At 49.0% G+C, this 19,320-nt stretch carries 20 protein-coding genes; 11 read left to right on the top strand and 9 right to left on the bottom strand.

The features are described from left to right. Window positions 1-111 precede the first annotated feature (111 nt). The 5 genes from ACNA6I_RS21695 (at window position 112) to ACNA6I_RS21715 (ending at window position 5,292) form a co-directional block, all read left to right on the top strand. Window positions 112-558, top strand: a complete 447-nt coding sequence (locus ACNA6I_RS21695; protein ID WP_416314160.1) for a MarR family winged helix-turn-helix transcriptional regulator — start codon at window positions 112-114, stop codon at window positions 556-558. After that, window positions 555-1,118, top strand: coding sequence for a TVP38/TMEM64 family protein (locus ACNA6I_RS21700; RefSeq protein WP_416314161.1), 564 nt, complete (start codon window positions 555-557; stop codon window positions 1,116-1,118). The genes ACNA6I_RS21695 and ACNA6I_RS21700 overlap by 4 nt, the downstream gene beginning before the upstream one ends. Before the next feature lie 285 nt (window positions 1,119-1,403). After that, window positions 1,404-2,099 (top strand): hypothetical protein, encoded by a 696-nt coding sequence (locus ACNA6I_RS21705; protein ID WP_416314162.1) that lies wholly within the window; start codon window positions 1,404-1,406, stop codon window positions 2,097-2,099. Between the two features lie 394 nt (window positions 2,100-2,493). Then, window positions 2,494-4,404 (top strand): threonine--tRNA ligase, encoded by a 1,911-nt coding sequence (gene thrS, locus ACNA6I_RS21710; protein ID WP_416314163.1) that lies wholly within the window; start codon window positions 2,494-2,496, stop codon window positions 4,402-4,404. Between the two features lie 84 nt (window positions 4,405-4,488). After that, window positions 4,489-5,292 carry a sulfite exporter TauE/SafE family protein gene (locus ACNA6I_RS21715; RefSeq protein ID WP_416314164.1) on the top strand — a complete coding sequence of 268 codons (804 nt, stop codon included), beginning with the start codon at window positions 4,489-4,491 and terminating at the stop codon, window positions 5,290-5,292. Window positions 5,293-5,345: 53 nt separating this feature from the next. Here the strand turns inward: ACNA6I_RS21715 and ytvI are convergent, their stop codons facing one another. Further along, entirely contained in the window at window positions 5,346-6,374 is a 1,029-nt protein-coding gene (gene ytvI, locus ACNA6I_RS21720) for a sporulation integral membrane protein YtvI (RefSeq protein ID WP_053072158.1), read from the bottom strand. A gap of 201 nt (window positions 6,375-6,575) precedes the next feature. Here ytvI and ACNA6I_RS21725 point away from each other — a divergent pair, with 201 nt between their 5' ends. Then, entirely contained in the window at window positions 6,576-6,794 is a 219-nt protein-coding gene (locus ACNA6I_RS21725; RefSeq protein ID WP_416314165.1) for a hypothetical protein, read from the top strand. Window positions 6,795-6,813: 19 nt separating this feature from the next. On the opposite strand, the gene ACNA6I_RS21730 is transcribed toward ACNA6I_RS21725, so the two are convergent. From ACNA6I_RS21730 to yeiL, 3 genes are all read right to left on the bottom strand, one after another. Beyond that, the gene (locus tag ACNA6I_RS21730) at window positions 6,814-7,620 is read right to left on the bottom strand and encodes an MBL fold metallo-hydrolase (protein ID WP_063191863.1); all 807 of its coding nucleotides are present in this window, start codon (window positions 7,618-7,620) and stop codon (window positions 6,814-6,816) included. 112 nt (window positions 7,621-7,732) lie between these two features. After that, window positions 7,733-8,431: a hypothetical protein gene (locus ACNA6I_RS21735; RefSeq protein WP_048004672.1), complete on the bottom strand. Its 699-nt coding sequence runs from the start codon at window positions 8,429-8,431 to the stop codon at window positions 7,733-7,735. A gap of 14 nt (window positions 8,432-8,445) precedes the next feature. Continuing rightward, window positions 8,446-9,120 (bottom strand): transcriptional regulator YeiL, encoded by a 675-nt coding sequence (gene yeiL / locus ACNA6I_RS21740; protein WP_048004671.1) that lies wholly within the window; start codon window positions 9,118-9,120, stop codon window positions 8,446-8,448. A 241-nt stretch (window positions 9,121-9,361) separates the two neighbouring features. On the opposite strand from yeiL, the gene ACNA6I_RS21745 reads away from it, so the two are divergent. Next, the gene (locus ACNA6I_RS21745) at window positions 9,362-10,543 is read left to right on the top strand and encodes an MFS transporter (RefSeq protein WP_063191860.1); all 1,182 of its coding nucleotides are present in this window, start codon (window positions 9,362-9,364) and stop codon (window positions 10,541-10,543) included. 71 nt (window positions 10,544-10,614) lie between these two features. Here ACNA6I_RS21745 and ACNA6I_RS21750 read toward each other — a convergent pair whose 3' ends face one another. Together ACNA6I_RS21750 and ACNA6I_RS21755 are read right to left on the bottom strand one after the other, a co-directional pair. Next, window positions 10,615-10,884, bottom strand: a complete 270-nt coding sequence (locus ACNA6I_RS21750; protein WP_063191859.1) for a hypothetical protein — start codon at window positions 10,882-10,884, stop codon at window positions 10,615-10,617. Between the two features lie 95 nt (window positions 10,885-10,979). Next, window positions 10,980-11,324 (bottom strand): helix-turn-helix transcriptional regulator, encoded by a 345-nt coding sequence (locus ACNA6I_RS21755; protein ID WP_231579058.1) that lies wholly within the window; start codon window positions 11,322-11,324, stop codon window positions 10,980-10,982. Between the two features lie 190 nt (window positions 11,325-11,514). Between ACNA6I_RS21755 and ACNA6I_RS21760 the strand changes: the two genes are divergently transcribed. From ACNA6I_RS21760 to ACNA6I_RS21775, 4 genes are all read left to right on the top strand, one after another. Next, window positions 11,515-12,342, top strand: coding sequence for a MerR family transcriptional regulator (locus tag ACNA6I_RS21760; protein ID WP_416314166.1), 828 nt, complete (start codon window positions 11,515-11,517; stop codon window positions 12,340-12,342). Window positions 12,343-12,371: 29 nt separating this feature from the next. Continuing rightward, window positions 12,372-13,769, top strand: a complete 1,398-nt coding sequence (locus tag ACNA6I_RS21765; protein ID WP_416314167.1) for an MATE family efflux transporter — start codon at window positions 12,372-12,374, stop codon at window positions 13,767-13,769. Window positions 13,770-13,996: 227 nt separating this feature from the next. After that, entirely contained in the window at window positions 13,997-15,259 is a 1,263-nt protein-coding gene (locus ACNA6I_RS21770; RefSeq protein WP_048004666.1) for an Nramp family divalent metal transporter, read from the top strand. Window positions 15,260-15,388: 129 nt separating this feature from the next. Beyond that, window positions 15,389-15,868 carry a hypothetical protein gene (locus tag ACNA6I_RS21775; RefSeq protein WP_048004665.1) on the top strand — a complete coding sequence of 160 codons (480 nt, stop codon included), beginning with the start codon at window positions 15,389-15,391 and terminating at the stop codon, window positions 15,866-15,868. Between the two features lie 45 nt (window positions 15,869-15,913). Here ACNA6I_RS21775 and ACNA6I_RS21780 read toward each other — a convergent pair whose 3' ends face one another. From ACNA6I_RS21780 to ACNA6I_RS21790, 3 genes are all read right to left on the bottom strand, one after another. Further along, a complete protein-coding gene (locus ACNA6I_RS21780; RefSeq protein ID WP_148794391.1) occupies window positions 15,914-17,005 on the bottom strand; it encodes an acetyl-CoA C-acyltransferase in 1,092 nt (363 codons plus the stop codon). Next, window positions 17,002-18,462 carry an AMP-binding protein gene (locus ACNA6I_RS21785; protein ID WP_148794389.1) on the bottom strand — a complete coding sequence of 487 codons (1,461 nt, stop codon included), beginning with the start codon at window positions 18,460-18,462 and terminating at the stop codon, window positions 17,002-17,004. The genes ACNA6I_RS21780 and ACNA6I_RS21785 overlap by 4 nt, the downstream gene beginning before the upstream one ends. Window positions 18,463-18,562: 100 nt before the next feature. After that, on the bottom strand, window positions 18,563-19,144 hold the full coding sequence (locus tag ACNA6I_RS21790; RefSeq protein WP_048004662.1) for a biotin transporter BioY: 582 nt from the start codon (window positions 19,142-19,144) through the stop codon (window positions 18,563-18,565). Window positions 19,145-19,320 lie beyond the last annotated feature (176 nt).

Below are 19,320 nucleotides of genomic sequence, written 5' to 3' on the forward strand. Positions count from 1 at the left end.
TACACAATATATACAATAGGGATTCTCAAAAAAATTGTGATTGACCGATACTCCCTAATGTTTTAATATGTTTAATAGTTTAACTACATAAACCATTAGAGGTGATTAAACTTGAATCAAGCTGCTTATATCAAAGAAGCCGTATCAATCTTCAACTCCATCAACAGCTATCTTCTGAAACATCATTTCGCGAAATTGAACCACGATATCCCTCCTAAGCAGTTCATGATCATGAAATACGTGTACGAAGTGAAGAAGACAAAAATCCAGGACGTAGCGGACCAATTCGACCTTTCCATGAGCTCTGTCAGCCAACTCGTTAAAAAACTTGAATCAGACGGATTTGTGAATCGCTCCATCAATCCAGACAATCGAAGGGAAACATTTTTGACCCTGGGAGATAAGGGAGAAGACTATTTCAAAGAATATGAACGCGTCGATCAATACATCATTGATCACTATTACGCACAATTAAGCATCGAAGAAACGAAGCAGATGCGCGACATCGCGCAGAAGCTCCAGGGAATCGTCATGGATCGTCAAGGGGACAACGAGTGAATTGGCAGCAGCAGACGATCGACCTCTTCATTGCATATGAGTCGATAGCCGTCGTCATCAGCATTGCATTGAACATTGTCATCAGCGTTCTGGGCGTCGTTCCTAGCGTCTTTTTGACTGCTGCAAACCTCGCTATATTCGGCCTCTGGGGTGGAATCGGCGTGTCCTTCATCGGAGAGGTATTCGGGGCCATCATCGCCTTTTTCCTGTATCGTAAAGGATTCAGGCAGTTGAAGGATCGGAAGGGGTTCACCCATCCTAAAGTTCAGAAGCTGTTAGGTGCCTCAGGGAAAGAATCGTTCATCCTGATCCTTTCCCTGAGGATCATGCCCTTTATCCCATCGGGTTTAGTGACGTTCATCGCAGCCATCGGCAAAGCGCCGTGGACGGTATTTGTTGCGGCAAGCTCCCTTGGCAAGATCCCTGCCATTTTAATAGAGGGATTCTCGGTTTATCATGTCATTCAATGGACAGGAACGGGGAAATGGATCCTTGCCGCCCTTGCAGGAATCTCCCTCTTCATCATCATCCAAAGGCTTTATTCACGGCCATCCAGTTGAAACTCCTGCACTATGAATAATGGAAATCATGACTGCCCAGCGGCAGATACTCGAACACTATTTCATGATAGTATGCATATTTATCAGGAAAGCTCTGTTAAAGGTAAATGTTGATACTTGTCCGGATTCTTGACGTATTCCGATGAACAATGAGGACACTGTTCGGTTCGGAAAATATAAGGGTCGGCAACGGCATCAATGTAAATGTTGCGGGCGTCTGTCCAAATTTAACAAATAGGTTTTTCGTTACGTTCGACTAATTTGAAACGAGATGGGAAGTGCAAAATGGAAGATATTTATACGAATGTCTTGAAAAACGACAGATTAGATAAATACCCTTTATTCAAAAAGTTTTGTGTCCTCAAAGAAAAAGGGCTACGGAAGGAATCCTTTAAAGCATTATCCTCATTTATAGATGAAGCAAAGGAATGGGATAATGATAAACAACAGAATTTCGCTTGTTGGCTATTTACTTTATTTGAAGTATCAGACAATATTCACCACTTACTTGTTCATCCTTTAGAAGAAAATTTATTAAAGCCTTTACTTGAGGAATGGATTAAAAAAAATCCTAAAGAACCAAGACCATATAGGTGGTATGGTTTGTTTTTACAAACCGAAAAACAGATTGAATACTTAAACAATGCAATTGAACTTGGTGGCAAAAGCGAACAATTATCATTGTTAAAACTAATTGATATTAATTTTTACTCTCTTTGGTATTCGTTTCATCATATATCTGAAGATTTATATCTGGGCAATATTGAAGAAGATTCTATTCTTATTACCAAGTTACAGGAGTTAAATGATAAGGTGAAATGCCAACAAACCAGGAAGAACAATGATGACAAAATGAACTATTATAGAGAACTTTTGAATGATTGGATGATGTTTAAAAAAGAACAAAAAAAGGACTTTGTTAAATGGTGTAAAATAAAAGGTAAAAATTACCATTTGACAAAGGCTTATTATTACGAATAATGAAGGGCTTTTTATAGCCCTTTTAAAATTGTGATAAATCAACATTAAACTTTAACAAAGCCATCAGGAAAATAAAGTATTTACATTATTTTCTTCATCTGGTATAGTTGGTAACAATTTAATCAATCGACTCGGCAATGACGAGGATACGAGGCTGGATGAACGGTTTACAGAGAAGGGAGACACGGCTGAAAGCTCCCCAATGCAGCATCCGGTTTTACTCCCTTTGAGCCGCGCTTGGAAACTTGCGCCGTTTTATGCGATGTTACAGCATATTCAATGAGCCACCGCTTGCGGTGGGAATTTGGGTGGAACCACGGGTAATCAACACATGCTCGTCCCTTCTTGGGACGTCATGTGTTTTTTTATTTTTATAGAAAAGGAGACAAAGAAGATGTCAAATCAACACGTTAGGATTCAATTTCCAGATGGTCAACAACAAGAATTCCCACAAGGTGTCACACTGACCGATATCGCTCAGTCGATCAGCCCGGGCTTACGCAAAAAAGCCGTGGTAGGGAGTGTGAATGGAACGACGGTTGATTTGACACGACCGATTCTGGAGGATGCTGACATTTCCATTTACGATGCCGGGTCTCAGGAGGGAATCGGTGTCATACGCCATTCGGCCGCCCATATCCTTGCCCAGGCTATCAGACGACTGTATCCGGACGCCTCTTTCGGAGTGGGGCCGGTGATCGAAAACGGATTCTATTATGATATCGATATAGAAAAAGCTTTAGTCCCGGAGGATCTGGTGGAGATTGAGGACATGATGGGACAGATAGTCCAAGAGGATCTTCTTGTCCTCCGAAAAGAAGTGACAAAGGATGAGGCGGAGCACCTCTTCTCTCATGATCCATCGAAACTGGAACTGCTTGAAGATATTCCTGCCGGTGAACCCATAACGGTATACGAACAAGGGGATTTCTATGATCTATGCCGCGGCCCCCATGCGCCATCCACTGGTAAGGTGAAGCACTTCAAGCTTATGAGCGTCTCAGGGGCATACTGGCGCGGGGACAGCGACAATCGTATGCTCCAACGGATCTACGGGGTTGCCTTTGCGTCGAATAAGGAATTGGAAGATCACTTCCTTTTCCTCAAAGAGGCGGAAAAGCGGAATCACCGGAAGCTCGGGAAGGAGCTCGACCTGTTCATGTTCTCTGAAGAAGCTCCGGGGATGCCCTTTTACTTGGCGAACGGACAGTTGATCCGGAATGAGCTGGAATCCTTCCTAAGAGACCTCCAGACATCATACGATTATCAGGAAGTCCGCACTCCCCTGATGATGAACCAGCGCCTTTGGGAGCAGTCCGGCCACTGGGATCATTATAAAGAGAATATGTACTTTACTCAGGTGGACGATCAATCGTTTGCCCTTAAGCCCATGAATTGTCCGGGACATATGCTGATCTTCAAGAATGGTCTACGCTCCTACAGGGACCTGCCGATCCGCATGGCAGAGTTTGGACAAGTACACCGGCACGAGTTCAGCGGCGCCCTCAATGGCTTGTTGCGCGTCCGCAGCTTCTGTCAGGATGATGCCCATATCTTTGTAACGCCAGAGCAGATCGAGGCAGAAGTGTCCCTTGCCTTGAAGATCATCGACCATGTATACCAGGTATTCGGATTCAGCTACGAAATCGAACTTTCCACCCGTCCGGATGACTACATGGGGGATCCGGATCTGTGGGACCAAGCGGAATCTGCTCTGGAGAACGTATTGAAGAAGATTGGTTTTCCATACAAAATCAATGAAGGAGACGGCGCTTTCTATGGACCGAAGATCGATATCCACATCAGGGATGCCATCAAGCGCAGCCATCAGTGCGCGACCGTCCAGCTCGACTTCCAGCTTCCAGAGAAGTTCGATCTGACATACGTGAATGAAGAAAACGAGAAAGTGCGCCCGGTTGTCATCCATCGTGCCGTCTTCGGTTCCATTGACCGCTTCCTCGGCATCCTGATCGAGCACTTTGGTGGAGCGTTCCCCCTTTGGCTCGCACCTAAGCAGGTCGAGGTCATCCACGTCTCAGACGCGCACACTCCATATGCCGAAAGCGTTCTGCTGAAACTTCGCCAGGCAGGGATACGCGCCTCTTTGAATAATAGGAATGAAAAGCTTGGGAAGAAGATTCGCGAAGGACAAATGCGAAAAGTTCCATATATTCTTGTGCTTGGAGATAAAGAGAAAGAGAGTGGCTCCGTGACCGTCCGGTGCTACGGAAGCGAGAAGCTGGAGGAATACCCCGTAAATGATTTCGTGGAAAAGGTAAGAGATCAGATCCGCGACAAGCAGTGATGGGAATGTCGCCTTGTTGAATGCCAAAAAGTAGCGTATCCTAAAAAGATAAAGCTGCCTCAATCCAACAAGGAAGGTGTCAACATGACCGTTTCTCTTATCATGTTCGGCTTGATCGGGATCCTGATCGGGATCCTCTCAAGTATGTTCGGTTTCGGTGGAGGCTTCGTCGTGGTACCGGTGCTGTATGCATTCCTGCCCGACACGATCCCTCATGAATACCTCATGCACACAGCCATCGGATCATCCCTTGCCGTCATGATCATCAACTCATTCAACTCAACCTATAATCACTCCCGTAAAGGGAACATCAAGTGGTCTGTCTTCAAAAAGCTTGCCGGGTTCATTGCGGCAGGATCACTCATCGGCGGAATCGTAGCCATCTTCATCGATAGCGAGGTTCTGAGGATCCTCTTCATCGCCCTGCTCGGCTATATCCTGATCAGCAATCTCCTGAAGAAGACGTTTACCTCGGATCGGGAGGATGATGACTTCCAGCTTCCGGGGAAGAAGGCTTCGGCTTTCTTCGGGACGGGGATCGGATTCATCTCTACCCTCCTCGGTATCGGTGGTAGCGTCATGACCATCCCGTTCCTCCGGAAGCAAGGGATGCGGATGCTGAATGCTGTCGCACTGGCGACCCCACTCGGCCTCCCCATCGCCATTGTAGGGGCAATCAGCTACTTGGTTTCAGGTTTGCAGGTAGACCATATGCCTGCATCCACAATCGGATTCATTTATCTCCCTGCCCTTGTCGGTTTCACGGTAGGGGGGTTCATCGGGGTCCCATTCGGAAGAAAATGGGCACAGAAGCTGCCTGACGGAATCTTTTCAAAAGCCTATCTTGCCATCCTGGCCGTCGTGATCATCATGATGATCGTGGCGTAAATAAAGCGGGGACGAATCCAGTGCAGACCTGCACCGGATTCGTCCCCGCTTTTTTATCCTTTATTCAGTTGGAAAAGGCCTGCTTCCTTGGCAGAGCGGATGGCGATATACACAAATGGTCCAAGGATCAGCCCCATGACCCCGAAGAAGACGAACCCGAAGTACATGGTCAAGACGGTCGGCAAGGCAGCAAGGCCGATCGAGTCCCCAAGGATTTTCGGCTCGATGGCACGGCGGACGATGGTGATCACAGCCGCGAGAACAATCAAAGCCAGACCGCCGTTCACGTCTCCGAGTATCATGGCGAGAAGGCCCCATGGCGCAAGCACAAGTGCCGGCCCCACATAAAGGGGAATGATATCGACCAGCCAGATAATGATGCTCATGATGAGAGCAACCTTAGGAGAAATGAACAATAATGAGATATAGGTGATCAGGAATACCCCGATACTCAGGATGAATTGAGCCTTCCAGTACCCCATGAACACTTTGCTCATCTTCTGGAATACGAAGCGGAGTTTACCCGATGTTTCCGGCTTGAAGAAATTGAAGAACATATTCAGAAGCTTCGGGAGATCCAGACTGAAGAGGAAAAAGGTGATGAGATAGATCAATGTGACGAATACCATATTTGGAATCGACTGAAGCGCCGAACCGATGGCATTGATCAGCTGTGAGGTCAGATGCACAGCTGTATCGGTAAGTCCTTGGGACTGTTTCTCGATTTCCTTGACAATCCGATCACCCTGCGGGACTTCATCGATGAATTCATTGAAACGGATCACCTGATCATTGACGAACACCTGAATATCCTTTGCGTAGACCGGAATATTCAATGACCATTCATACAGGGAATTGAACACCCTCGTCACCGTGAAATACAGTCCCCACGCACAAACAAGCATAAACGTGGTGAAGACGATGATGACAGGCAGGAGACGTTTTTCCGACTTGAGGAGTTTCTTCACCCACTTGACGAGCGGTTCCATGACCATGGCTGTCAAAAGGGCAAGGAATATGGGGAGGAACACTGAAAAGTAAATATACACAAACACACAAGCAGCTAGGAGAAGCACAAACATTATAACGCGTTTAACCAGAACTCGATTCAACTATCATTAACCTTCCTTCCAAGAGCCCATTAGGCACGAGCAACCTTCACTATAATATCTCAATTCTAAAGTGAATAGGAAGGAAAGTAAATCTTTAGTAAAAATAGAAATCTCGCGATGAAACTTTTTTGTTGATCCATCCGTAAATAAGAGGAAAAGGAGTTGATCAGCATGGCTGCTTGTACAAGCTGTCAGAATAAATGGAGGGGACGAGATATTTGGAAGCTTGGTTTCTCCAAAGAAGGAAAAATCTGTCCCCACTGTGGTACCACCCAATACATTTCTGCCGAAACGCAGAGGATGATGAGCCTCGGCTTCATCAGTGTGGTGGCCATTCTTCTATTCCCTTTTATCATCAAACTGAGCGGAGAGAAAGAGCCCCTATGGTAAACCTGAAAAGCATCCCGCTCTATAATTCTTCGATGATGGACGAAACAATATGCTTGGAATCCCATTCTCCTCTGGAAAATGACATGATCGGATACTTATTCGGGAAAATGGTCTGTTGAATCTCATTGACCCCAAGACCTTCATGATGAAGGGCCGTCACCTTTTCCTTTATTTTTGTTAAGTACTCAAGCTTCAGCTTCATGGCTTTTTTCCCATTCTTTACATACCCTGCATGGCAACAGAACATCTCGTCGAAATCATACGTAAGAATGTCCCTGATCGACCGGATGATGGCAGGTATGCTCTCTTCCCGCAGTACAATTTTCGTTTTAGGAGAAACGTAGAGATCCCCCGAGAATAGTTGCCCGGTTGACTCATTCAGGAATGAAACGTGATCGGCGGCATGTCCCGGAGTGGAGATGACCTTAAACACATCCCGTCCCGAATGGATGACTTCAGGCAGTGTCCCTGATTGGAATGCAGGACGTTTACCCCAGAACATCCGTCTATAAAAGGGGTAGTTTGCTTTTTCCGTACATTCCTTACGAAAAAGAGGGTTCATCAGAACCGGGATTCCTTTGCTGTTGCAATAGGAAGCGTTTCCCGTATGGTCTTCATGATGATGCGTGATCATGACCAATTCGGGATTCACCTCATCAATAAACGGTCGGAAATGGCGACGCAAGGAGTGTGAGCCGGTATCGATCAAGACATCCCCTGCCGCAAACGCATAGCAATTCAACTGAACCCCGAATGCTTCTTGTCTACACTCGAACAATCGAACGCCTGATTGTTCACTCGGACATGAATTTTGTTTAAAAAGCACGTAGAACCCTCCCTATCATCTCTCTTTTCTCTACTGTACCACATGAATGAATAATCACTCACTTTTTTCAATGAAAAAGAAGCAGGAATCTCCCACTTCTTACAGGACCGTCTTACTTGAAATAAAAATGATGAAGGATAAGAGCCACCATTGCCTCGTGATCACGGTTCCTGACTTCCATGGCCGAAACATTACTCACGATATGATTCCGCTTCAATGTGCCGATCGCAGCCTCCCCCGAGGTCACCGTTATCGTCGAGGTGACCGTGTTGGCGGCCGTCTGGAGCGTCCGATTTCCAATGTGGAACTCGATCACTTCCTTCAGTTTGGCTATGCGTCTAAGATCCACCAGCGTCCTCGCCTGGCCGATCAACTCACCGTTCCGTACGATTTCCCAGTGTTCCTGCCTCGAAAACCAGCGTTCCCGATACCATTTTACCTGATAGAGGTCCCCATCAACCTTGATCTCCATAGATACGTACCAGTTGGAACTGACCATCTCTCCGATGATAAAACGGCCTTTGCTTTCGTAATATCTCTTAAGATACCCTCTTTTTTGATCGCCTTCGAATAGTGGCTTCGGGACGGCAAAGGACCGTTGAAGGTGATAAAAGCTCCACCCCTTCACATCCTTCGGAACATACGCCTGCTCCTTTTTTTGGAAGTGCTTGGTCAGCACATATAGAACAAGGGCTCCCACGGGAAATAGGAAGGCAGCTCCCAACAGCTCAGGATCAACAGCATCGAACAAAAGATAGCGGAACAAGGCCACGATCATGACCATGACAAAATAAAATAGTAATTGGATCAACGTTTTCCCTACTTTCAGCTTTCATTTCTCAGGAGTTCGGCCAGGACCTCAAGTGCCTTGGCATCGGTGATGATGTACCGGGTCCCTTCTTTCCTGATGTATCCTTTTTTTGTAAAGGATGAGAGCACATGAAGGAGATGTCTGTACGATACGCCAAGGAAATCGCAGACCGTCACATGCTTCTCTTTATAGATGGTGCCGTCCGCTGTCTGGAGGATGAAATCGGCCAATCGATTCTCAAGTGGAAAAGACAGGGTTTGAGAATACTTGGCCGACATGGCCGTCGCCTTCAGCGTAAGGAACCTGGTCAACTCCCTCAAGAACGTGGCATCCTCCAACAGCTGATCTCGGAATGACTCGAGTGGAACAGCATAGCAAACCGTTCTTGTAAGCGCCTGGATCCCTTTGGAATAGTATACTTCGTTCACAAGCTCCATCTCACCGATGAAGTCATGGGCATTTACAAAATTGATCAGGGAGACTTTTCCGTTGGAATACGTCACATAGATTTTCGCCTTTCCCTCAATCACATAATAAAAATAGTCTGGCCTTGTCCCTTCCCTGATCACCCATTCATCCCGCTCGAACAAATGGACCTCCAGATGCCGGTCCATGGGAAAGGAAAAGAAGGACGCTACGGAATTCCGTTTCATGATGTCTTGTCTTTGCGCACCTGTGATTTTCTTCATGGCACTTACCTTCCTTTTTTCCACAATGTATAAAGGAGGAAGGTGATCAGGATCAAAAATACGAGTCCAACTCCCACTAACGTATCAAGTATGAAATCGATTCTTCTCACCTCCAATGATAATATCTAAAATCTACCATAGTCGTATGGGGGTGGAAAGAAGTGTTTTTCTCAGAATGTGAGATTTCTCATATTTTTTTGCCACTCACCTTGGTATGATGCAATCAAATGGAGGAATCGACATGAACACACAACGCTGGATGAGTAGACAATTTTTCACTTTTTATCTAACATGGGGAATCTTCCTGCCGTACTGGACGGGGTGGATGATCAACTCGAAGGGGGTATCGGTCGCAGAGGCAAGCTTGATCATGAGTCTCGGGCTCGTCATTCGCGGGCTCTCCACCCTGTTCGCCTTTCCCTATCTTTCTTCTAAATTCAGCAGCAAGATGCTCTTGAACGGCATGGGAATCGGGACCTTCCTGGCCATCCTTCTTTGCATCCCGGCAAGTTCCTACTGGACTCTCATGGCCGTTGTCCTGCTGCTGCACTTCTTCTATCCTACGCTCATGCCCGCACTCGACACAGCGGCCGGTGTCCTTGTGCAGAACAGACAGTTGAAGCATTACGGAAAAAGCCGCTCCTGGGGGTCCCTCGGCTTCGTCATCGGTGGACTGATCCTCACACTTTTCACAAGTAAGCTTGGAGATGGTGTCATCATATGGGCCTTATTGATCGGGTTGTTCCTGTTGATCGCACTCGGGATGCTGAAGGCTCCAGACGTTCTGTCGAATAAGCCCAAGCCGTTGCCGGCCGCCCGTGGGGCCATGCTCAAGCTGTTCAAGGTGAAACACTTCGGCCTTGTCCTTGTCATCGTCATCCTGCTGCAAGCGGCCCATGCGTCCTACTACAACTACGGCTACATCTTCCTTCAGGAAATCGATGCACCGAAGTCCTGGATCGGGGCCATCATGAACATCGGAGTCATCGCTGAAATCCTGTTCTTCCTCGTGGCAGACCGCTTATTCCGGAACGTGTCTGTCGGGACGATGCTTGCAACGGCTGCGCTCGGCTCGACCATCCGCTGGCTCCTTGTCTTCGCCTTCCCGAGCGTCGCCGTGTTCTCGGTTTCGCAGCTTCTGCACGCCTGCTCATTTGCCATGGGCCATTATGCGTTCATGCAGTATCTGATCAAGAACATCGCACCGAAGGACGTCCCGAAGGCGCAGGGCATCTATTCCGCCCTCGCCCTCAGCTGGAGCACCGCAGTCTTCACCCTTTTTGGTGGGTTTCTGTATGAGATCGACCCACGCTACGCGTTTTTGGGGATGATTGTCTGCACGATCCCTTCGTTCATCGTCGCACTCGTTTACCGGAAGATACAGAAAAACGACCGGAGTGCCCAGTCGTCCCTGGCAAGTTGACGGAGAGCATTACAAAAAGGAATCCCTTGCCTGAGGAGGCGGGATTCCTTTTTATGTGTGTAATTAACAGCCTAATGGGCCACCGGATGCAGAAGCAGGTACACGGCCGTGACCATGCTCCCGATTCCGATCAATCCTAACAGGGCAATCGTTAGCATCCTGTTGATGCGATGCAACGCAAGCAGGCCATAATAGAGCACGGCTCCTGTAATCAGAAAGAGAAGGAATCCCATCATCTCGTGCGAGCCCAATGGATGAAGAAGCAGATTCAAGGCAATTCCCCCGAAGATGAATGCCCCGACTGAAGCCACTATCTTGCGGGGACTGACAAACTGTTCCATGATTTCACCTCCGTCTTAGCCTTCCGTTTGATCAAGTATAACGGATTGATGTTATCCCCATCCACTCGTCTGTACCAGAATCATGTTTGAGATGATCAAAGACGATTCAGAATCATAGACACCAGTCCATAGAGCATACCGAAGGCAGGAAAGATCACCCACCAGGGCCACATGCTCCTTACACTCCCCGCTTCCCTGATGATGATCCGCTCCTGAAAGCTTTTATCCCCTTTGATCAATTCATCAAGTGATATCTTATACAGATCGCTCAAAAGGATCAGATTATCCAGATCGGGGTAGCATTTGCCCGTTTCCCACTTGGAAATCGATTGCCTTGAGATACTCAACTGCGTAGCCACGTCATCCTGGGACAGCCTGCACTCTTCACGCTTTCGTTTTAAATTCCCGGCCAGTTCCATTCCCATCAACCACCTGTTCATTAGTATGGATTCAGTATAATCCCACGGTCATTCTCTTGGGAGAAGACAGTGGTTGAACGTCCGCAACCTGTGGTTGCATACGAAGCTGCCTTCCTTATCGCTTTATTCTCGTTTCCTCCTCCATATTCCTTCTATTGCGGGATTTTGGGGTAGAATGGAAGAAACGATTTCTATGTAAAGGTGAGGGAATATGAGAAAACGATTGAGGATCGGAGAAATATCCAATCTCTTCAAATTATCAAAACCGACGCTTCGCTATTATGACGAGATTGGTTTATTCAGCCCTAAATATACAGACGAACAAAATCAATACCGCTACTATGGCATCGAACAGTTTGCCACGCTGGATGCCATCATTTTCCTGAGGAAGAACGGGTTTGCCATCAAGGATATCAAGGAACAGCTGGAGAAGCGGTCGCCCGAGGGGACCCTCGACCTCCTTCAACGGAAACTGGAGGAGACCAGGCAGGAGATCCGGGACCTGGAGATCATTTCCCGCAAGATCCAGAACAAGATCACCACCATCCAAGAAGGGCTGTCCCTGCTGACGGAGACGGCTGTCACCATCAAGGAGTTCGGTGCCCGGTCCATCACGTATTACTACAATGAAGGACCGGTCGATATGATTGCGAAGATGGATGAGATCCATTTGAGCGATATGGAGAGGATTTCCCAGATGTCCCACGTCTACGATGGATTTTTCACGGGAGACCTCGGTTTTGTCGTCGATTATCCGAGCTTACAGGAAGAGGGACCGGTGAAATACAGCCGCATCTTCGACTTGAATGAAGACCATGCCTCCCCCCACTTCCTGAGAGGAGGTCTATACGCCTGCTATCCCTATAAGGGGCCTTATGAAGACATAAAAGAAGCCCATCTGCACGTACTCGACCATATCCATACTCACGGCTACCTTGTCGACGGGGAGGCAATCGAGCTCTATATCCTCGATGAATCTGTCGTCAAGGATGAGAACGATTACCTGACCATGATCCAGGTTCCCGTGAAAAGAAGGTGATTGACCTTCAAGCTGCTTGAACGTTTACAATGACTTCTATCACCATCAATGGAGGTCAATTCATCATGGAAACGACAGACAGTCTATTTCTAAAGCAACCGGTGAAGAACGTATTCCTGCGGTACTTCTTCCCTTCCATATTCGGCCTGATGGTCATGGCCGTCAATATCCTGATCGACGGTATCTTCATCGGTCACGGCGTCGGTGAGATCGCGCTTGCGGGCGTCAATGTAGCCCTTCCTGTATTCTCCCTCATATTCGCCATCGCACTCTGGATCGGGATGGGGGGCGGGACGCTTTACTCCATGCACCTGGGGCGCTCTGATCATTATGCAGCAAGAAGTTTCTTCAGTCTTTCCATCACCGCCGTCATTACCCTGCTCGTTCTTCTCGGGTTCATCGGCTATGTGAATATGGAGGCTGTGGGGAGCTTGCTTGGAGCGAATTCGGATACAGCCACTTTCGCCCATGAATACTTAAGCGTCATGTTCCTTTTCGGTTGGATCATTGCCCTCGAACAGGTGCTGAGCATCTTTGTACGGAATGACGGAAGCCCGGTTCTTTCCATGATCTCACTGGTCGTCATGGCGCTGGTCAATATCGGCATGAACTACCTCACGATCTTCGTCTGGGGACTTGGGGTGACGGGTGCTGCAGTATCCACGGTCACAGGGGGAGCAGTCGGTGTCCTGATCCTCCTGACCCATTTTATGAAAAAAGAAAGCTCTCTGCGGAAGCCGGCATTTGCATGGAGCCTCCAGCGACTTCTTCACATCTTCTCCATCGGGTTTCCGAGCCTGCTGGCTGAGATGGGGATGTTCGTTTTTGTGGCAGGCTACAATGTGACGATCGTCCATCTCCTCGGAACGGAAGGGGTAGCGGCATTCTCCGTCATCAATTATCTTCACAGCTTCATGTTCATCACCTTCTTCGGGATCGAAGCCGCCCTGCAGCCGATGATCAGCTTCTATCACGGAGCCAGGGAAACAGGGCGCATCAAGGACAGCGTGAGGATTGGGGAAAAAGCCGCACTGATTCTTGGAATCGGATTGACTACTATCGGATTAGTGGCAGCGCCACTCCTTGTATCCCTATTCGGCATCGAATCGGAGGAAGTCCGTACCATGGCCACCCAAGGCCTTCGCCTCTTCTTCCTGGGGTACCTCTTCCTCGGATTCAACTTTGTCTATATGACCTACTTCCAGGCAACGGGGCAGATCGGGGCGTCTTCCCTGATCATCCTCTTGAGGGGATTCATTTTCCTTGTCACATTCCTTCTGGTCCTGCCTGCCCTGATGGGATCAACCGGAGTTTGGCTCGCCTTGCCATTTGCAGAACTGACGATGTCTGCCTTGCTTTTCTTCTTCGTCAGAAGGAGAACCCTCTCGGCAACGCATCTGACTGGGAAATTTCCCATCCACGGATGAACCACCACAACAGCCCAAGTCGGAAAGCGACTTGGGCTGTTTTTCATAAAGCGGAAAGGAAGATGTTTGTAATCGGGAAGGTTGTGAAAAAATAAATTCATCTTTCTTTCATTAAAGGCAAGGTTTCATGGTTTACAATTTCAGGTTGCAGGAATATAATGACGTTAAGTTTTACCTAAGGAAACTTTTTAACCTTTAACTAACTATCATGAAGCAGGTGAACATAAATGAAGCAGTCAACAAAAACCACGTCTGCAGCAGAAGCCGTTCTGAGAGGGGATGTAAAAGGGTGGAAGAGGATCCTTCCCTTCCTTGGACCCGCCTTCATCGCAGCCGTCGCCTATATCGATCCAGGTAACTTTGCGACCAACATCGCCGCAGGATCCACTTACGGCTATCAGCTGCTGTGGGTCATCGCCTTTTCCAATTTAATGGCCGTACTCATTCAATCTTTATCAGCAAAGCTCGGCATCGCTACAGGGCGGAATCTTCCTGAAGTTGCGAGGGACCGGTTCTCCAAGAAAACATCGATCTTCCTCTGGGTCCAGAGCGAACTCGTCATCATCGCCACCGACCTTGCCGAATTCATCGGTGCCGCCCTGGGTCTCCATCTCATCTTTGGGATTGGCATGGTGCCGTCGGCCATCATTACGGCCGTCGCCTCTTTTGCCATCCTGGAAATGCAACGCAGGGGATACCGGGCGTTCGAGACGACGATCTCCGCCATGGTCATCATGGTCGTCCTTGCATTCGCCCTGCAGACATTTTTCGCCCAGCCGGACTGGGCAGCCGTCGGTATGGGGATCGTGACGCCATCCTTTGAGGGGACAGAGAGCATCATCCTTTCCGCAGGAATCCTGGGGGCCACCGTCATGCCCCACGCAATCTACCTTCATTCAGCTCTGACGAACAAGCGCATCGTCGGACGTTCGGAAAAGGAAAAGAAACAGATCTTCCGCTTTGAATTCATCGATATCGTCATTGCCATGATCGTAGCCGGTGCCATCAACATGAGCATGCTCATCATCGCAGCAGCCCTCTTCTTCGAGAAGGGCATGCGGATCGAGGATCTGACGGTCATGTTCAACGAACTCGGGTCCAACCTTGGTTCATTCGCCGCCATCCTGTTCGGCCTGGGCCTTCTGATCGCCGGCCTTTCCAGCTCCTCCGTGGGAACGATGACAGGTGATGTCGTCATGCAGGGCTTCATCCGCAGGCACATAAATCTGTATCTCCGCCGGGCGATCACGATGCTTCCGCCGCTGATCATCATCATCTCCGGCGTCAATGCAACCAAGGCCCTCGTCGTCAGTCAGGTGATCCTGTCATTCGGTATCGCCTTCGCCCTTGTCCCCCTCATCATGTTCACCAGCAACAAGGAGCTCATGGGCGAACTGCGGAATCACAAGGTGACCACCACCATTGCCTGGATCATCTGCGGAATCGTCATCCTCCTGAACGGGTACTTGATCATCGATACATTCCTTTGACCACGAAAAAAGAGCATTCCACCCGGGATGCTCTTTTTCGTTGATTAAATTGTTCACAAATCTGTCACTTACGAAAGAAGAACCTTCCTTGGTATCCTTAGCTTCATTACAAATGAAGGAATGATCAATATGCCAAGCTCTAAAAAAGAAGGTCTCATATTCGGGGTGATGATGTGCTTCGGAATGGTCATCGTCATGTCACTCTATAACGCTGTCATTAACGGCACCATTCAAGACTTCTCGATGTTCTCCGTGGTCGAAATCTTCATAGGACTCGTCATTGCCCTAGTACTGGATATCGTCGTTGTCGGACCCCTGGCCAGGAAGATTGCGTTCAGCCTCCCCATCGACCGTTCGAAAAAAATCAACATGATCCTCGCCATGTCATCCTGCATGGTCATTGGAATGGTTCTTTTCATGTCACTCTTCGGACTTGTGACAGCCGTCTTCGCTCACGGGTTGGAGGTAGAAAACCTCTTCACAGCCTACCTCATGATTGCCGGGAAGAATGTCATCATGGCCTTGCCGCTACAGCTACTCATCATGGGGCCACTTGTGCGGGGTTTGTTCACAAAAGTAGTGAAACCACGCCTTACATCACCTGCCTGATCCACCGTGATTCCCGCCCTGCAAAGAAATGGGCGGGGACACCTATTAAACAACCTCGAACAATACCGCCAAACCAATTCCTCCCCCGCTTCCGATGGCCGCTAACACGAAGCGGACACCCTTCCGTCTTTGCACCTCATAAAAAAGCCTCGTCACCATGATGCTTCCAGAGGCACCATACGGATGACCGATCGTCAAAGCACCGCCCGATACATTCAATTTTCCATAAGGGATGGAGAGCTCCGTGGCGCATGCGACAATCTTGGAGGCGAACGCTTCATTGATTTCGACCAAATCGATGTCTTCCATTGTAAGCTGATTCCGCTCGAGGATCCCTTTGATCGCCGGGATCGGCCCTGCGCCTGGAAAGTGGGGATGAACCCCGACGACTTCACTGTCCACAAAACGCAATACGGGTTCTAAGCCCTTCTTTCTCGCAAGAGACTCTTCCATCACAAGGACAGCCGCAGCCCCGTCATGGATTCCGCAGCTATTCGCGACCGTGACGGTGCCTCCCGGTTTGACGAGGGGCCTGGCCCTCTTCAACAACGCAGGAAGATTCCTCTTTTTCATCAGCTCTTCGTCTGTATCCACATCGGGAAGGGGAAGGATTTCCCGATGAACCATGCCATCCTCATGGGCACGCCAGCTCCGATCAAAACTGAGGAGGGCATACTCATCCTGGGCTTCCTTCGTAATGAAGAATCGCTCGGCCACCAGCTCGGCTGCTTCCGGCATCTCCGGGTCCCCAAGTTCATCCGGTGAAAACCGGGCGCGTCTTGGAAACGGTGAGGTGCTGACGCTTTCGGCCCCGCCCGCTACATACGCATCCCCCGCCCCTCCCTGGATAAGGTGACAAGCAAGGCGGATCGACTCCAATCCTGCACTGCACTGGCGGTCAATGGTCATTCCCGGTACAGCAAGGGGGATACCCGCTTCAAGACTTGCCAGCCGCGCCACATTGCCTCCTGGACCAACCACGTTTCCGAGGATGACATCACGAATGGGGACCTTGGCACCTCCGGCGAGATGACGGATAAGGGGAGCCGCCAATTCATGTACCTCCAGCCCCTTCAAGATTCCTCCGGCTTTTCCAATCGGGGTGCGCTTCGCATGAACGATCACTGCCCTTTTCATACGGGAGACTCCAGCTGTCTTCGGAGCTCAGCCCTGGCTACTTTCCCGCTCGTCGTATAAGGGAGGGAAGGGACGAAGAGCCACCGCCTGGGTACTTTGTATCCAGCAAGATGATCCTTGCAGAAACGCTTCAGTTCAAGTTTCTCCGCATGTCCAACTACCACCGCGACGGCGATCTGCCCCCAGTAAGGGTCGGGCATCCCGATGACGGCGACTTCTTCCACCCCCGGATGGCGGGCAAGGACCGTTTCAATCTCTTCCGGAAATAGATTGATGCCCCCGTACATGATCATGTTTTTCTCCCGTCCTTCAATGGTCAGGAACCCGTCCTTATCAATCTTGCCCATATCATGAACCGTTGCCCACCCGTCTTTATCCCTTATCCCTTCAATCGTCCCATCTTCCTCTTCATAGTAGCCATCGATCAGGAATGGACTCCGGACATGAATCTTCCCGACCTCATCAGGAGAGGTGATGACCCCTCCGCTGCGATCACGGATTTCGATTTCCACATGCTGGCACGGCTGTCCGACAGTCGAGGTCTTGGATTGTCCGTCTCGACCAGTTAGAAAGGAGACAAAACTCAGCTCACCTGCTCCATAGAATTCGATCATTTCCATATCGGGGAACATCATCCCGATTTTCGCCTTTGATTCCTCCGTCCATTTTGCCCCTGAGGAAAGAAGCTTGAATGTCCTCTCCACACTCTGCCCTTCTTTCAGGAAGGCTTCGACCATTGTCGGGACTACATAGAGGGCTGTGATGGGACAGGAACCAAGCCACTCCATCGTCTGACTTGGAGAGAATTTATCCAATAGATACACCGTTCCGCCAAGATGAAGCGTACTGATGGCTCCGTAGAGAAAATGGGAGTGGAAAAGGGACCCCGGTATGAGGGCATGGACCGTTTCATCCAGTCCGAAGTCATGGACACTGCACTCGAAGCTCTTCACCCATGAATCATGGGAGCGTACGAAGGCCTTTGGGCTGCCTGTCGTTCCAGAGGTGAAGCCTGTATAGAAGGGAGGATTGTCTCCAGGTGGTGTGATGGTTGTGAAATGCGTATCCGCTATTTCTTGAAGGCAATCACCAACCTTTCTCATCTCCGGGAATACCTCGTTCAAATGATTGAAGGATTTCTCAGTCGCGACAATAATGGAAGGTTTGGAGAGTGCCACCCGCTTCTGCAGTTCAGGCGTCTTCCATTTCATATCATAAGGAACGGCATTCCATCCTGCCATGGCTGCCCCTGCAAAAAACTGCAGGAAGTCGATCCCGTTCGGCAGGAGGATACCGATCGTCCGATTGCCTGAATGCCTGGACTGAAGCCACGCTGCTGTTCGCTCGACTGCTTCTGCCCACTCCCGATAAGTAACCTCTTTATCTTCTGTATGGATGGCTGTCTTTTCAGCTCTGATTTTTGTGTGCTGTGAATACGCCTTGGTGATGGTCGTCATCGTTTCTCTCCTTTTCTATGGTCTGTTTTGACCCTTTCGTGGAATAGATGGCTGATTCCTTCTTTATAAAGCAAAAAAGGACACAAGTGTGTCCTTTCGATTAAGCCGTTTTCGATAGATTGCCTGTCCGTTTCAAGGAGCCCAGTGAGCGCATGATGACAGGATGGGTGCGGAGCTTGTAGACGAGGATCGACCCGACCACTGCCTTGATGATATCACCCGGAATGTAGGCAAGGCTGACCTTGACCGTATCCATCACCGAAATGCCCATGACCATTGCCTGCACCGGGATTCCGATCAAGTAGATAAGGAAGATGCCGACAGTAAGATTGACGAGCAGCACATGGTGGAACCTGACTTTTTTGAAAAGGGACAGGACATAGCCGATGACAAACGCCGTGACAGCCCATGAAATGATGTAGCCTCCGCTCGGACCGACGAAAACGCCTAGTCCGCCACGTCCACCAGATAGGAGTGGTACACCTGCGGCGACAAGTAGGAGGAAGACCGCCTGACTCATAAAGCCCAGTCTAGCCCCCAGGACACCTCCCGACAGGAGCACACCCATCGTCTGAAGAGTAAGGGGAACCGGGGTGAAGCTAAGGGCGATGGACGGGATCAACCCGAATGAGCCCATTACGGCCGCGAAGACCGCCACTAATGTCATTTCTCTGATTTTCATATGATGATCACCTGTTTTATGTCATTTGATAGTTTTATCATAGACACTGGGGTGATTTATGTCAACTTTATTTTATAATAGGTTTACATATAAATAATTTCATCTGATCAGAGAAGCTGCTAAACGAAAAACCACCGGACAGCTCCTGATCAGAAACTGTCCGGTGGCGCACAAAC

The organism is Rossellomorea sp. FS2 (assembly GCF_047915635.1).
Classification (GTDB): Bacteria; Bacillota; Bacilli; order Bacillales; family Bacillaceae_B; genus Rossellomorea; species Rossellomorea marisflavi_A.